Origin of the sequence: Pseudomonas kulmbachensis (genome assembly GCF_963681935.1) — a bacterium.
GTDB lineage: Bacteria > Pseudomonadota > Gammaproteobacteria > Pseudomonadales > Pseudomonadaceae > Aquipseudomonas > Aquipseudomonas kulmbachensis.
Genome location: NZ_OY817088.1, coordinates 1910506 through 1923582 on the forward strand (window position 1 = coordinate 1910506; position 13077 = coordinate 1923582).

Annotated in this window: 14 protein-coding genes; 5 read left to right on the top strand and 9 right to left on the bottom strand. The window is 59.9% G+C overall.

Annotation, left to right across the window (positions count from 1 at the left end; all coding sequences use genetic code 11):
* Nucleotides 1-131: 131 nt before the first annotated feature.
* The 5 genes from U5A05_RS08770 to U5A05_RS08790 all read left to right on the top strand — a co-directional run bounded on the left by U5A05_RS08770 (nt 132) and on the right by U5A05_RS08790 (nt 5628).
* Nucleotides 132-812, top strand: coding sequence for a response regulator (locus tag U5A05_RS08770; protein ID WP_261741736.1), 681 nt, complete (start codon nt 132-134; stop codon nt 810-812).
* The gene (locus U5A05_RS08775; protein WP_261742403.1) at nt 812-2140 is read left to right on the top strand and encodes an ATP-binding protein; all 1329 of its coding nucleotides are present in this window, start codon (nt 812-814) and stop codon (nt 2138-2140) included. The genes U5A05_RS08770 and U5A05_RS08775 overlap by 1 nt, the downstream gene beginning before the upstream one ends.
* 318 nt (nt 2141-2458) lie before the next feature.
* Nucleotides 2459-3868 (top strand): D-serine/D-alanine/glycine transporter, encoded by a 1410-nt coding sequence (gene cycA, locus U5A05_RS08780; RefSeq protein ID WP_261741737.1) that lies wholly within the window; start codon nt 2459-2461, stop codon nt 3866-3868.
* A gap of 90 nt (nt 3869-3958) precedes the next feature.
* Nucleotides 3959-5347 carry an aspartate aminotransferase family protein gene (locus U5A05_RS08785; RefSeq protein ID WP_261741738.1) on the top strand — a complete coding sequence of 463 codons (1389 nt, stop codon included), beginning with the start codon at nt 3959-3961 and terminating at the stop codon, nt 5345-5347.
* 59 nt (nt 5348-5406) lie between these two features.
* Entirely contained in the window at nt 5407-5628 is a 222-nt protein-coding gene (locus tag U5A05_RS08790; RefSeq protein WP_261741739.1) for an MbtH family protein, read from the top strand.
* Nucleotides 5629-5689: 61 nt separating this feature from the next.
* Here the strand turns inward: U5A05_RS08790 and U5A05_RS08795 are convergent, their stop codons facing one another.
* From U5A05_RS08795 to U5A05_RS08835, 9 genes are all read right to left on the bottom strand, one after another.
* Complete coding sequence (locus tag U5A05_RS08795) at nt 5690-6601, bottom strand: metal ABC transporter solute-binding protein, Zn/Mn family (protein ID WP_321836125.1); 912 nt, start codon at nt 6599-6601, stop codon at nt 5690-5692.
* Nucleotides 6602-7501: a metal ABC transporter permease gene (locus tag U5A05_RS08800; RefSeq protein ID WP_321836126.1), complete on the bottom strand. Its 900-nt coding sequence runs from the start codon at nt 7499-7501 to the stop codon at nt 6602-6604.
* The gene (locus tag U5A05_RS08805) at nt 7501-8253 is read right to left on the bottom strand and encodes a metal ABC transporter ATP-binding protein (protein WP_321836127.1); all 753 of its coding nucleotides are present in this window, start codon (nt 8251-8253) and stop codon (nt 7501-7503) included. Before U5A05_RS08805 ends, U5A05_RS08800 begins: the two co-directional genes overlap by 1 nt.
* On the bottom strand, nt 8250-9188 hold the full coding sequence (locus U5A05_RS08810) for a metal ABC transporter substrate-binding protein (protein ID WP_261741742.1): 939 nt from the start codon (nt 9186-9188) through the stop codon (nt 8250-8252). Before U5A05_RS08810 ends, U5A05_RS08805 begins: the two co-directional genes overlap by 4 nt.
* A gap of 34 nt (nt 9189-9222) precedes the next feature.
* Nucleotides 9223-9777, bottom strand: coding sequence for a DUF6162 family protein (locus U5A05_RS08815; RefSeq protein ID WP_321836128.1), 555 nt, complete (start codon nt 9775-9777; stop codon nt 9223-9225).
* Complete coding sequence (locus U5A05_RS08820) at nt 9774-10109, bottom strand: hypothetical protein (RefSeq protein ID WP_321836129.1); 336 nt, start codon at nt 10107-10109, stop codon at nt 9774-9776. Before U5A05_RS08820 ends, U5A05_RS08815 begins: the two co-directional genes overlap by 4 nt.
* Nucleotides 10106-10648 carry a thiamine pyrophosphate-binding protein gene (locus tag U5A05_RS08825; protein ID WP_321836130.1) on the bottom strand — a complete coding sequence of 181 codons (543 nt, stop codon included), beginning with the start codon at nt 10646-10648 and terminating at the stop codon, nt 10106-10108. The genes U5A05_RS08820 and U5A05_RS08825 overlap by 4 nt, the downstream gene beginning before the upstream one ends.
* On the bottom strand, nt 10645-11853 hold the full coding sequence (locus U5A05_RS08830; RefSeq protein WP_261741746.1) for a PepSY-associated TM helix domain-containing protein: 1209 nt from the start codon (nt 11851-11853) through the stop codon (nt 10645-10647). The genes U5A05_RS08825 and U5A05_RS08830 overlap by 4 nt, the downstream gene beginning before the upstream one ends.
* Before the next feature lie 165 nt (nt 11854-12018).
* Entirely contained in the window at nt 12019-12969 is a 951-nt protein-coding gene (locus U5A05_RS08835; protein ID WP_321836131.1) for a siderophore-interacting protein, read from the bottom strand.
* Between the last annotated feature and the right edge of the window lie 108 nt (nt 12970-13077).

Consider the following 13077-nt stretch of genomic DNA (forward strand, 5'->3'; position numbering starts at 1 on the left):
CAAGTTCAAGTACCGCTACAGTGTGTTCCTGCGATTAACCGATCATTAACCGATGCATATCGCGGTGTACACGGCATAATCGGCCCTTAATCCCATGACCTTTTAATTGGCTCATTTACGCGGGTATCAGCATGCATGTACTGGTTTGCGAAGACGACGAACTGATCGCCAGCGGCATCAAGGCCGGGCTGACGGCCCAGGGCCTGACGGTCGAGCATGTGGGTACGGCCAGTGCGGCGCGGGCGATGCTCAAGGCCGCCGAGTTCGATGTGATGGTGCTTGATCTGGGTCTGCCCGACGAAGATGGCCTCAAACTGTTGCAACAGTTGCGTCAGCAGGGGCTGGAGTTGCCCGTGCTGATTCTGACTGCCCGCGACTCGGTGACCGACCGTGTCGACGGTCTGCAAGCCGGTGCCGATGATTACCTGCTCAAGCCTTTTGACCTGCGCGAACTCGCTGCCCGCCTGCACACGTTGCTGCGCAGAGTGGCAGGGCGCAGCGTCAACCTGATCGAACATGGGCCCTTGAGCTACGACCCGAGCAGTCGCGTGACTCTGCTCGCGGGCCAACCGGTCGACTTGTCCCGCCGCGAGCAGGCGCTGCTGCAAGCCTTGCTGCATAACCGCGGGCGGGTGCTGTCCAGTGAGCAACTGAAGGACAGCATCTACGGCTTTGGCGACGAACTGGAGAGTAATGCCCTGAACGTACATATCCATCACCTGCGGCGTAAATTGGGCAACGGTATTGTTGAAACCGTGCGTGGCCTGGGGTATCGCCTGGGCCATGCCGATGGCGCAGAGTCCGAGGCATGATGAGCCTGCGCCTGCGCTTGAGCCTGACCATTGGCTCGGCGTTTGTTCTGGTCTGGGCCCTGGCTGCGGCCTGGATGCTCAGCGATTTGCGTCAGCAAATGATGTTTTCCCTCGATCAGCGCCTGGTGGCTTCGGCGCGCATGGTCGCAGGGTTACTGGAGCAATTGCCGCAATTGCCGGTAAAAGGCGCGGGTACCCATTTCAGTGCCGAAAAACTGACCATTCCCGGCGGCATGGCTTGCCAGGTCAGTTCGCTGCGCGGTGAGATTCTGGCCCGCAGCCACAATAATCCGGACCAGCCGATGCAGTCGCAAGCGGCGGGTTTCCACGACCAGATCATCGACGGCGCCGCCTGGCGCACCTTTACCCTGGATCGTGGTGATCTGCGTATCACCACAGCTGACCGTCAGATCGAACGCGAGGCCTTGAACCTTTCGGTATTGTTAGCCGCATCGGTGCCTGTGGGCATGGCGCTGATGGTCTGTTTGCTGCTGCTGTGGCTGGGCATCGGCCAGGGCCTGGCGCCGCTCAACCGGATGCGCGATGCCTTGATGCGCCGTGATGCCGACTCATTGCAACCGCTGCAAATCGCGCCACTGCCCAGCGAACTGAAGCCATTGCTCGATTCGCAGAACCAGCTGTTTGCGCGCATCGCCAAGGCTATTGAGCGCGAGCGACGGCTCACCGGTGATGCCGCCCACGAACTGCGCAGCCCCCTGACCGCGATCAAAACCCACCTGCAAGTAGCGCGCATGACCGATGGCGAAGCCCGCGAACAGTCACTGGCCCATGCCGAGGCCGGCGCCGACCGTTTGCACCGTACCCTCGAACAATTACTGCTGCTGGCGCGGGTTGAAGGCAGCCTGTCGTTTGACGACGGGGTCAATTGTTCGGCCGAGCAAGTGGCGCGCCTGGCGATCCATGATGCGGCCGGTGACGCTGATGAGTGCATCCGTTTGCACCTGCCGGAAGACTTGCCGGCCACGGCGCTTGAGGTCCCGTCGGTATTGGCCATTGCTGCGCTGCGCAACCTGCTGGACAACGCCTTGCGCCATACCCCGGCGGGCACTCAGGTCGAGTTGACGGTTGCCGTTGAAGGTCCGCAGGTACGCTTCGTGGTGCGCGACCACGGCCCCGGCATTCCTCCTGAAACCCTGCAGCATATGACCCAGCGTTTCTGGCGCAATGGCAACAGCAATGGCTGTGGTCTGGGCTTGGCAATTGTGCAGGCGATAGTCGAGCGCTGCGGCTGCGAACTGATCTTCGACAGCCAGCCCGATGGCTTGCGGGTTGAGTTGCGGATGCCGTTGAAAGGCACAGTTGCCTGACCCTGTGGGAGCAGGGCAAGCCTGCTCCCACCTGTTCCCGATGCGGCAGCCGGTGCGAATACGCTCCAGTGGACTGATTTCGTTACAGCTTCAGTTGGGTCATGGTCTACAGTAACCGCGCTCTATTGAACCACCCACAGAAGGCTTTTTGTGGAGTGATTCCATTCCAGTTAAACAGACTCCACGGCGCATAAACGGCCCACTTGATCGCTTGTACGGGACTGGCACAGAACGTGCTGCTGTCCTTGATCCGCACCGGATGAGCATGATGTTTGTCTGGTTTAAGGACCCCGTACAAGAACAATAAAAGGATGATTCATGCAAAATCACCGACCTGTCACAGAAGAACCAGAACTCAAGCGCAGCCTTTCCAATCGCCATATACAGCTGATCGCCATTGGCGGTGCCATCGGTACGGGTCTGTTCATGGGCTCGGGCAAGACCATCAGCCTGGCAGGCCCCTCGATCATTTTTGTCTACATGATCATTGGTTTTATGCTGTTTTTCGTGATGCGCGCCATGGGCGAGCTGCTGTTATCCAACCTCAAGTACAAGTCCTTTATCGATTTCGCGGCCGACCTGCTGGGTCCCATGGCCGGTTACTTTACCGGGTGGACCTACTGGTTTTGCTGGATCGTGACCGGCATCGCCGATGTGATTGCCATCTCCGGTTATACCCACTTCTGGTTCCCTGATATCCCGCTGTGGCTCCCGGCAATCGGTTGCGTGGCGCTGTTGCTGTCGCTGAACCTGATCACGGTGAAAATGTTCGGCGAGCTGGAGTTCTGGTTTGCCATGATCAAGATCGTGGCCATTTGCGCGCTGGTCTGTACTGGGCTCTATATGGTGACCACCGCTTTCCAGTCCCCGACCGGCAACTCGGCATCGCTGACCAACCTGTGGAATGACGGCGGGATGTTTCCCCACGGGGTGATGGGCTTCTTCGCCGGTTTCCAGATTGCAGTCTTTGCCTTTGTCGGCATTGAGCTGGTGGGCACTACCGCCGCAGAAACCAAAAACCCGGAACGTAACCTGCCACGGGCGATCAACTCGATTCCGTTGCGCATCATCATGTTCTACGTGTTCGCGCTGATTGCGATCCTGGCCGTTACCCCGTGGCGCGATGTGGTGGCTGACAAGAGCCCCTTCGTTGAGCTCTTCATGCTCGCAGGCTTGCCCGCCGCCGCTGGCATCATCAACTTTGTGGTGCTGACCTCTGCGGCGTCTTCGGCCAACAGCGGCGTGTTCTCAACCAGCCGCATGCTGTTCGGATTGGCGATGGATGGTGACGCTCCGAGCAAGTTCAAGAACCTGTCCCGGCGCGCAGTGCCCTCCAATGGCCTGATCTTCTCCTGTATCTGTCTGCTGGCGGGGGCGCTGGTGATTTACGTAGTGCCGAACCTGATGGAGGCGTTCACCCTGATCACCACGGTCTCGGCGACCTTGTTCATGTTTGTCTGGACCATGATCCTGCTGTCCTACCTGGCGTATCGCAAGAAACGCGATCACCTGCACCGTGCCTCGAAATACAAAATGCCTGGTGGCAAGTTCATGGTCTGGGTCTGCCTGACCTTCTTCGTGTTTATCCTTGTATTGCTGGCCCTGGAAACCGATACCCGTCAGGCGTTGTACCTGGTGCCGGTCTGGTTTGTGCTGTTGGCCGTGGGGTATCGCTTGGTGCGCCGCAACAAACTGGAGGTGGCGAACCTGGCCTGTGAGGCAGATTAATCCGCTTTCGATGTAAATCCTCACTGCGCTGATGCGTTTCCAAGGCAGGAAGTTTTGGTCAATCTCATCTGCGTATTGAGGGTCCCAGAAATGTCAGTTGCTATCAGTCTTGTCGAACAACAGCCCCAGGCACTTTACGAGTTTGAAGAGTCAGCGCTGCTGGCCCGACAGAGCCGTCAGGAGTCCAATGCCCGCAGTTACCCTCGACGCATTCCCCTGGCCCTGAAGCGGGCCAGGGGTCTGTATGTCGAAGACGTCGAAGGCCGCCGTTTTATCGACTGCCTGGCGGGTGCGGGGACCCTTGCGCTGGGGCACAACCACCCGGTGGTCATTGCCGCCATTCAACAGGTGCTGGCCGATGAGTTGCCGCTGCATACCCTCGACCTGACCACCCCGGTCAAAGACCAGTTTGTCCAGGACCTGTTCGGTCTGCTGCCGCCAGCCTTGGCCTGTGAAGCGAAAATCCAGTTTTGCGGCCCCACCGGCACCGATGCGGTAGAAGCCGCCTTGAAACTGGTGCGCACCGCCACTGGGCGCAATACCGTGATCTCGTTTTCGGGCGCTTATCACGGCATGAGCCAGGGCGCGCTGAGCCTGATGGGCAGCTTGGGGCCGAAAAAGCCCTTGGCTGCCTTGCTCGGCAACGGCGTGCAGTTCATGCCGTACCCCTACGATTACCGTTGCCCGTTCGGGTTGGGCGGCAAGGCGGGGGTGCAGGCCAATTTGCACTATCTGGAAAACCTCTTCGCCGACCCCGAAGCCGGGGTGCAGTTACCGGCTGCGGTGATTGTTGAAGTGGTGCAGGGCGAGGGCGGCGTGATTCCGGCCGACCTTGACTGGTTGCGCGGTTTGCGGCGCATCACCGAACAGGCTGGTGTGGCGCTGATCGTCGATGAAATCCAGAGCGGCTTTGCCCGCACCGGCAAGATGTTTGCCTTTGAGCATGCAGGCATTGTTCCCGATGTCGTGGTGTTGTCCAAAGCCATCGGCGGCAGCTTGCCGCTGGCCGTCGTGGTGTACCGCGAATGGCTCGACACCTGGTTGCCGGGTGCCCATGCCGGGACCTTCCGTGGCAACCAGATGGCGATGGCCGCAGGCTCGGCGGTGATGCGCTACCTGCAGGAGCACAACGTTGCTGCTCACGCGACGGCCATGGGTGAGCGCCTGAGCGAACACCTGCACATCCTGCAGCGTGACTTCGCGCAGTTGGGCGATATTCGCGGGCGCGGGCTGATGCTGGGTGTGGAACTGGTTGACCCGGCTGGCAAGCTTGATGCGCAGGGCCATCCACCGGCCTTTGGGCGCCTGGCGCCATTGGTGCAACGCGAATGCCTCAAGCGCGGATTGATTCTGGAGCTGGGCGGACGTCAGGGCGCCGTGGTGCGCTTCTTGCCTCCGTTGATCATCACCGCCGCTGAAATCGATCAAGTGGCGGCCATTTTCGGCAATGCCATGGCGGCAGCCATCACCCGTTTGTAATTCCGGGCCGCGACCAATCGTTTGTTTCTTGTATTCCTTAACTGCACGGAGACCCGGACATGAGTTCAGTATTTGACCGCGATGACATCCTCTTCCAAGTGGTGGTTAACCACGAAGACCAATATTCGATCTGGCCCGATTACAAGGCCATTCCCGAAGGTTGGCGCGCCGTGGGCAAAAGTGGCCTCAAGCCTGAATGCCTGGCCTATATCGAAGAAGTCTGGACCGATATGCGGCCCTTGAGCCTGCGTCAGAAAATGGATGCAGTAACGACGCACTGACAATCACAGAGAAAAAAGCCAACACTCGGTTGGCTTTTTGTGGTTCTCATAAAGATCGATATTACCCTTGGCTCTTGTTCAGAACCTTGACGATAGCGTCGATATTGCCCTGCAATTCAGCCACCGGATCGGCGCCTTCAGCACCGATCACCACCAGTTCACTGCCACCTTCGGCAATCGCTGCCTTCACTGGCGCAGCCGGTTCACGATGGTCCAGCACCAGGGCCACGTCATTGTCCTTGAGGGTTTGAGTCAGTGCTTGCAGTGACTCGGGCGTCCAGCGCTCATCACCTTTGTGATCCACCTCGACCCGTTCCAGATTCAACCCGCCAATCAGATAATCCAGCCGGTCCGACAAGCTGACCACACTCAAGTTGTCAGCCTTGGCCAACTGCGCTTCGCTGTCAGCACTGAGTTTGAGCAGGCGCTGTTTGAGGGTCGCTAGATTGGTTTCGATTGTGCCCTTGGCTTGCGGCGCCAGGCGTACCAGATCGGCGGCGATTACATCTGCCATGCGCCCCATATTGTTACTGGTCAGCCAGGGCTGGCTGTTCAGGCCATCGATGTGCGCGCCTGGCTGCACGGCAATCCCCGGCAGGCTGCCGTCCACGGGGCGCGCCGCGTCCACTTCAACAATGCGGATATTGCTGCGCCGCGCCATCGGGTACAGCGGGTCGTCACTCCAGACCGAGCGCAGACCAATCACCGCGTCTGCGTTTGTGGCCAGCTTATGCAAGGCCGGAGCGCCGCGGCCACTGAAGTAGGCGCTTTGCCGGCTGCCGGGCAGGTTGGCGGCTGCTGCGCGCTCCAGAGTCACGTTGCTGTCCTTGAGCAGTAACTCGCCCAGCCCGTAAGTGATCGGCAGGCTGGCGAGGATGCGTACCGGTTGCGTTGCTGAATCGGCGGCCAGTACTGAAGTGCCGAGAAGCCCGGTGATGGCCAGGGCCAGCGAGAGTTTGCGCAGAGTGAACATTTATCCAATATTCCCTTTCAGGCTGGGGACTACGCCCCGGGCGATGGCGGCAAGAGCGAAGGCGATACCGGCCATCAGAATGATTGCGGCGCCGGACGGAATCGGCAGGTCAAACACAATGGGCAGCAGGATGCCGCACAAGGTGCTGACTGTTGCGATCAACACCGAAATCCAGAAAAAGCCCTTCAGTGACTGGCTGAGCAAACGTGCCGCCGCTGCTGGAATCACCAGCAGCGCGCCGACCAGAATTGCACCGATGACCTTGACTGCCGCCACGGTGATCAGCGTTACCAGAATTACAAACAGGTAATCCAGTGACTTCACCGCAACCCCGCGGACCGCGGCCAGTTGTGGATTGAAACTGGCCAGCATGATGCGGTTGTACATCGGCAAACTGAGGCCCAGTACCAGCGCACCGACCACCGCCAGCACCAGCAAGTCGTTGCCGTTGACCGTCAACACCGAGCCGAACAGTACGTTTTCGAGGATATGCACGTTGATCTTGCCCGCCAGAATCAGCAGCAGGCTGGCACCCAGGGCCAATGACACCGACAGAAAAACCCCGATTAACGTATCCGGTGCCAGCCCGGTACGGTTGCGCAGGTAATTGAGCGAGATCCCGAACAGCAAGCAATAGCCGAAGAGGCTGCCATAAGGCCCGGTGTAGGGTTCACCCAGCAGGATGCCGATAGCTACGCCGGTCAGTGCGGCGTGGCCCACGGCTTCAGAGAAAAACGCAAAACGCTTGACCACCACCAGCGTGCCCAACCCGCCCAGCACCGGGCCAATCAGCAGCCCTGCGAGCAGGGCATTGACCACAAAACCGTAAGCCAGCACTTCGGGCAAATAGCCCGCAGAAGCCCAGCCCTGAACCATCAAACGGAACGCTTCGTAACTCATTAAAGGGCGCTCCCGTGAGCCTTGGGATGGGTTGAGAACAGCGTCAGCAAACGCTCGGGACTCAGGGTCTGCTCAGGCGGGCCGTCGAACAGTACCTGACGGTTGAGCCCGGTAACGCGTTCGGCCAACCGCTTGACGGCTGCCAGATCGTGCTCGATCCAGACCACAGTGACCCCGGCCTGGCGCCAGTCGGTCAGCAAGCGTTCGAATACCCGCGCCCCGGCCTCGTCCAGCGCCGACATGGGCTCATCCAGCACCAGCAATTGCGGTGCCGGGATCAAACCCTGAGCCAGCAGCACACGCTGGCGTTCGCCACCGGACAGTGCGCCCATGCGCCGCTTGCGTTTGTCCTGCATGCCAACCCGCTCCAGCGCTTCGCCGATGGCCGGGGCCACCTTGCGCGACAGGCCCATAAAAGCAGGGCGGCGCTGACACATGGCGGCCATAAAATCATCCACGGTCATCGGCAGCCCGCGATCGAATTCCAGCGCTTGCGGCACATAGCCGATCAGCCCAGGTTCGCCGGGCCAGTTCAGGCACAGTCGACCCTGATGGGGCATTTGCCCCAGCAGCGTCTTGATCAGCGAGCTTTTACCGCCGCCATTAGGCCCGACCAGCGCATGCACGCTGCCGGGGCGGATGCTGAAGCTGACGTGATCCAGAATGGGCGTGCGGCCCAGGGTCAGCGAAACCTGATCAAACTCTACGCCGGGGCCGCAGACCTTTACTGACAATCGTTCAGCAGCAGTCATGCGCCGGCCTCCTGAATTGCCCTGACCACGGTATTGAGGTTGCCGGTCATTTCTTTTTCGTACTTGTCGGCGCTGTAGTCGCCATAGGAAATATGTGACAGCGGGTACAACTTGACCCCGGACTCGCGCTGGATGGTCTCGACATAAGTGGAAGGGAAGTCCATCTCGGAGAAGATCACCTTCACGTCCAGTTCGCGCAGTTGGTCGATGGTTTTTTTCAGCTGGCTGGGGCTCGGTTCGATGCCGTGGGCCGGTTCAACCACTGCGGTGACTTCCAGGCCGAATTCACGCAGCAGGTAGTCGTAAGCTGCGTGTACCGTGGCTACGCGCAGGTCGGCGTTGGGTGCCTGGGTCAACTTGGCCAAGGCATCGGCGCGCATTTGGCGCAAGCGCTTGCCGTAGGCGCGGGCATTGGCGGTGTAGGTCTTGGCGTTGGCCGGGTCCAGCTTGCCCAGTTCGCGGGCAATGTTGTTGACCTGAGCAATCGAGGCGCTGATCGACAGAAAGGTGTGCGGGTTGACCACCTTGCCCGCGCCACGTGCCGCGTTGCCGGTGGCGGCCAGCAGCGGAACATTGCGGTTGGCCTCAATCACCGGGATATCCGGCTTTTCGCTGGCCTCGATCATGCGGTCGGCAAAGTCATCATGGCCGACGCCATTGAGCACGATCACATCCAGAGTGCCGATGCGCTTGATGTCCTCGGCGCGTGGCTCATAGGCGTGGGGGTTGAAGCCTGCAGGAATCAGCGGCACCACTTCGGCCTTGTCGCCGACAATATTGGCCACGTAGCTGTAGTAAGGGTGCAAGGTGATACCGATGCGCAACGGCTTGGCCAGCGGTGTCGGGGTGTCGGCATGCACCAGTGGTGACAGGCAAGCGGCAAACAGGGCGGCCAGCAACAAGGTGCGGCGACGCACAACAGATGAAATCGACATGGCGAGCAGTCTTCTCTCAGGTCAAGCGGTGGGTTCAGTGCCGATGCTGACGAGTCACTCCAGCATCGAATTGCGCGATCACTTGCTGCCAGCCACTCTGGTTCAGGGCCGCATCGCTCAGATCAACGGGTGGGCTGACGGCATGTTGGCGGTTGAGCCAGATGTCCGGTTGATCCGCGATACGCATCAAAAACGAGCCCGCCACTTCGGGGTTAGGGCTCACTCCCAGATACGCCTGCTGGCCCAGCAACTGCCAGGCATGGTTGCCACGGCTGACTGAGCTGGCATCGCTGGCGAAGGGTGCGAAGCCTTCTTCGGCCAGTTGTGTTGGTTGGGGCAGGGTGCTGGACTCTTCGCGCAGCAACTGGATCTCGTCCAGGGTGACCCGCAAGTCGGCGTAGATGCCTTGCTCGGCCGCGGTCAGGTCGCGTCGCGCATCCAGTTGATGGGTGGCCACCGAGGTCACTTCCTGGGATTCATGACGCCAGGCCACCACGGAACCGGCCACCGTCAGAATCAGCAGGCACAACAGCAACACATACAGGGTTTCATGCCCGGCCCCGGCCGGGCGCACGACTTGAGTACTCATGGGACCTCGATATCGGCTTGGTCAATCTCAACGATATGACCGGGGCCTGCGTCGAACAGCACATAAAACTCAGAATCCGGGCGTTTGAAGGTCATGGTCGAGTCCGCTCCCAGCTTGCCGGGCACCAGGATGGTTTCGTCGTAGCCGATGACGTCCAGGGTCACCCCTGGTGCGCCGCTGCCATCGGAAAACCCGCCGGTGCAACGGATTTGCCCGTCTTCGACAGCCTTGCACTCACACATCGGGTTGTGGGCCAGTGCCTGACCGCAAAAACCGATCAATGCAAACAGTCCTGCCGCCAAGGCAGGTTGTTTAAACAGGCGCGAACTCATGGCTTGCCTCCTTGTTTGGTCAGCCAGGCCACGGTTGCCGGTGATGCCTGACTCAGGGGAATGGATGCCTGATGCATGGAACCGTCCCACCCTTCAAGGGTGATCCACAGTTCTGCGTCGGCCTTGGTGCGCTCAGGGATTGGCAAGGTGGCGCCCATGCGGTACGGCGTGCCGAAAAAAATCACCCCGGCGGCGCGCAGACTGCGCGGCTTGCCGATACGCAGATAGGCGGCCTTGACCTGATCGATACAGGTGTCGCACAGGGCCGCGTTAAAGCTCTTCATGTACCCGGCCGGGCCGTCGGGGCGTGGGGCCTCGTTGCGCAACTCGGCCAGTTGCAGGCTCCAGGGGCCGACCTGCACGGTGCCGATGTCTCGCTCGCCCAAGCCGCTGTCACCACGAAACAGCGAAGCATCGGCAAAGTACTTGGGCATAAAGCCCAGCGGCACCAGCAATAGCAGGATGTTTATGTGAAAGCGCCATTTGTGCCACAGCCTGCTCAGGCTGGACGCTGGCTGTGCAGCCACTGCCTTGCTCATACATTGACCTCTTCGGGCTGTGGGCTATGCGCCGTAACGGTCTGGGTTTTTGGCGCGCGCTTGGGTTTTTCACTGCGTTTGAGGGCGTTGGCGGTGGCCAGGGCGGTGCGCTTGGTCCAGATCAGCAAGCCGCTCAAGACCATCATGCTCAGGATCAAACCGAAGAAGAACCAGATCAGCTTGACCCACAATCCGCCAAAATCACCGGTGTGCAGCGGGCGCATCGACTCGGTGACCAACTCCAGCCCGGAGCGGTCGGCGATCATCCGCGAGCCTTCAATTGCACCGTTGTAGGGGTTGATCTCGGCGGTCTGGAACAACAACGGATACCAGCCGGGACCGCCGACTTCGATATGGCCGTAGGCATTGCTTGGCAGGCTGACAAAGCTCGCTTCCAGCCCCGGGATGTTTTCGGCGGCAATCTTGACTGCCTGATCGAGGCTGATCTGCGGCGCGGGTTTGCCGTCCGGCATGATCGGCACATCCTGGCGCGCCACAACGGGCGGGTTACCTGCGGTTGAAATGGAAATCTGGTTATCGAACATAAAGGCCTGAATCAGGAACCACAGGCCGGTGATAGAAATTACCGCGATAAACCAGATCGACCAGATGCCGCACAGACGATGGAAATCGCCCCAGAAAATCCGCGCACCGTGCTTGAAGCGCAGGTTGGGTTTGAAAAAACCTTTCCAGAACTTCTTGTAGACCACCAATCCGGTAACCAGCGATGCCAGCAAAGGCAAGCCGAGGAATGACACCAGATACCAGCCCCAACTGTAGCCATTGGTAAAGGGCACCAGCCACCAGCCGTGCAGGGCGCGGGTAAAGGCCTTGAAGTCGAAGCTTGGGCTTTCACCCTGAATTGCCCCGGTGTAAGGGTTGATATACAGCGCTGGCGAGCGGCCGTCCGGGTACACCACATCGGCTACCAGGGCAAAATGCGACTCGTCCGGACGGCTGATCGACTGCACGGCCAGTGTCGGTTCGGCCTTGTGAATGGCGCTGAGCACTTGCTCATAAGTCAGCAGTGGCGCGTCATCCGACGGCTGAGTGGCACGGGCCTCGGGGGTAGCCAGCCACACAATTTCCTGGCTGACCACCGCCAGGGTACCGGTCACACAGACAATCAACACAAAGAACCAGATAGGCAGCGTCAACCAGCTGTGCACCAGAAACCAGAGTTTAGAACGGGACTTTTTGGACATGGGGAACGGCAAACTCGCGGCTGGGCGGGTGTCTAATCGCCATTGAGAAGCGATTGCTTATCCATGTAGGACGAATGAGACGTTCAAAACCCGAAGCCAGAGTTGTAAAAAAATGTTTCGCACTCCCGTATGCCTGCAGCCGTTGATGCAGGAACGAGGCTGCGTTCACCCCAACGACTGCCCCAGTTTCCAGTACCCCATAAAGGTCAGCCCCTTGCGGTCCATGCCGCACTCATTGACGAAAAACCTTCTGATCGCCATCACAGCCGTCGATTCCCCGGCCACCCAGGCATAAAAGTCGTTGTGTTTGGCGCTCGCCCGTTCCCATAGGCGCTGGTTGTCCAGGTCAAGTTCTTGCAGCGCCGCGCAGCCTTGAGCTTGACTGCGCCGGGGCGGCAGGCTGGCCAGTTCGCGGGCGGCGAGGAGCATGCCGTCGCCGTGTTGTTTGCCCAGGCTGGCGCGGGGTAGCCAGTGAACTTTGGCGTTAAGGCCGCAGACCAAAGGCAGGCAGTCAGACTCTTCGGGTACTTCGACAAAGGCTTGTACCTGGGGCGGGTCGGGGTGATGTGCAAGTTGTTCAAGGATCCCGGCAATCGCCGGGAGGGCGGTTTCGTCGCCGATCAACAGCACTGTGCGCACGCCCTGAGGTGGTTGCCATTCATAACCACCGGGGTCCTCTTGGCAGGCGCCGTTGGGAGCGATGATTTGCAGTTGATCGCCGATCTCGGCTTGCAGCGCCCAGCGCGAGGCGGGGCCGGTTTCGCCGTGCAGGACAAAGTCGATGTCCAGCTCGGCCGATTCCACGCGCAGGTCGCGAATGGTGTAAGTGCGCATGGGTGGGGTCTGTTCGGAACCAAGGTCGCGTATGTGTGCTCGCCAGTCGCCCTGCTTGGGCAGGTTGGGAGCGATACCGTCGACGCTCGGGAAGAAAAGTTTGACCCGCTGGTCCGGTGCCAGGGTGCGCATAAGTGCCACATCGCTGCCGCTGAACACAAAACGCATCAGCGACGGACTCAAGGCAATTCGATGCTTGAGCCGGATATCGAACACCTGGTAAGCGGTGGGTTTATTGAGTCGATTACGCAGGTTTTGTACCAGAGAGGTGACGGCGGACATAACAGCACCTTAGTGAACAGGAGTCGTTTATATAACGACTAGTCGGAGCCTGAATTTAACGGCGACTTGTAGCCGCTGAGGAGCGCAGGTGAACCAAGCGGTTTAGCG

Excerpts from the sequence above, each read along its gene's own strand:
- U5A05_RS08770 (WP_261741736.1), top strand. The coding sequence starts at position 132 with ATGCATGTACTGGTTTGCGAAGACGACGAACTGATCGCCAGCGGCATC.
- U5A05_RS08775 (WP_261742403.1), top strand. The coding sequence starts at position 812 with ATGAGCCTGCGCCTGCGCTTGAGCCTGACCATTGGCTCGGCGTTTGTT.
- cycA (WP_261741737.1), top strand. The coding sequence starts at position 2,459 with ATGCAAAATCACCGACCTGTCACAGAAGAACCAGAACTCAAGCGCAGC.
- U5A05_RS08785 (WP_261741738.1), top strand. The coding sequence starts at position 3,959 with ATGTCAGTTGCTATCAGTCTTGTCGAACAACAGCCCCAGGCACTTTAC.
- U5A05_RS08790 (WP_261741739.1), top strand. The coding sequence starts at position 5,407 with ATGAGTTCAGTATTTGACCGCGATGACATCCTCTTCCAAGTGGTGGTT.
- U5A05_RS08795 (WP_321836125.1), bottom strand. The coding sequence starts at position 6,601 with ATGTTCACTCTGCGCAAACTCTCGCTGGCCCTGGCCATCACCGGGCTT.
- U5A05_RS08800 (WP_321836126.1), bottom strand. The coding sequence starts at position 7,501 with ATGAGTTACGAAGCGTTCCGTTTGATGGTTCAGGGCTGGGCTTCTGCG.
- U5A05_RS08805 (WP_321836127.1), bottom strand. The coding sequence starts at position 8,253 with ATGACTGCTGCTGAACGATTGTCAGTAAAGGTCTGCGGCCCCGGCGTA.
- U5A05_RS08810 (WP_261741742.1), bottom strand. The coding sequence starts at position 9,188 with ATGTCGATTTCATCTGTTGTGCGTCGCCGCACCTTGTTGCTGGCCGCC.
- U5A05_RS08815 (WP_321836128.1), bottom strand. The coding sequence starts at position 9,777 with ATGAGTACTCAAGTCGTGCGCCCGGCCGGGGCCGGGCATGAAACCCTG.
- U5A05_RS08820 (WP_321836129.1), bottom strand. The coding sequence starts at position 10,109 with ATGAGTTCGCGCCTGTTTAAACAACCTGCCTTGGCGGCAGGACTGTTT.
- U5A05_RS08825 (WP_321836130.1), bottom strand. The coding sequence starts at position 10,648 with ATGAGCAAGGCAGTGGCTGCACAGCCAGCGTCCAGCCTGAGCAGGCTG.
- U5A05_RS08830 (WP_261741746.1), bottom strand. The coding sequence starts at position 11,853 with ATGTCCAAAAAGTCCCGTTCTAAACTCTGGTTTCTGGTGCACAGCTGG.
- U5A05_RS08835 (WP_321836131.1), bottom strand. The coding sequence starts at position 12,969 with ATGTCCGCCGTCACCTCTCTGGTACAAAACCTGCGTAATCGACTCAAT.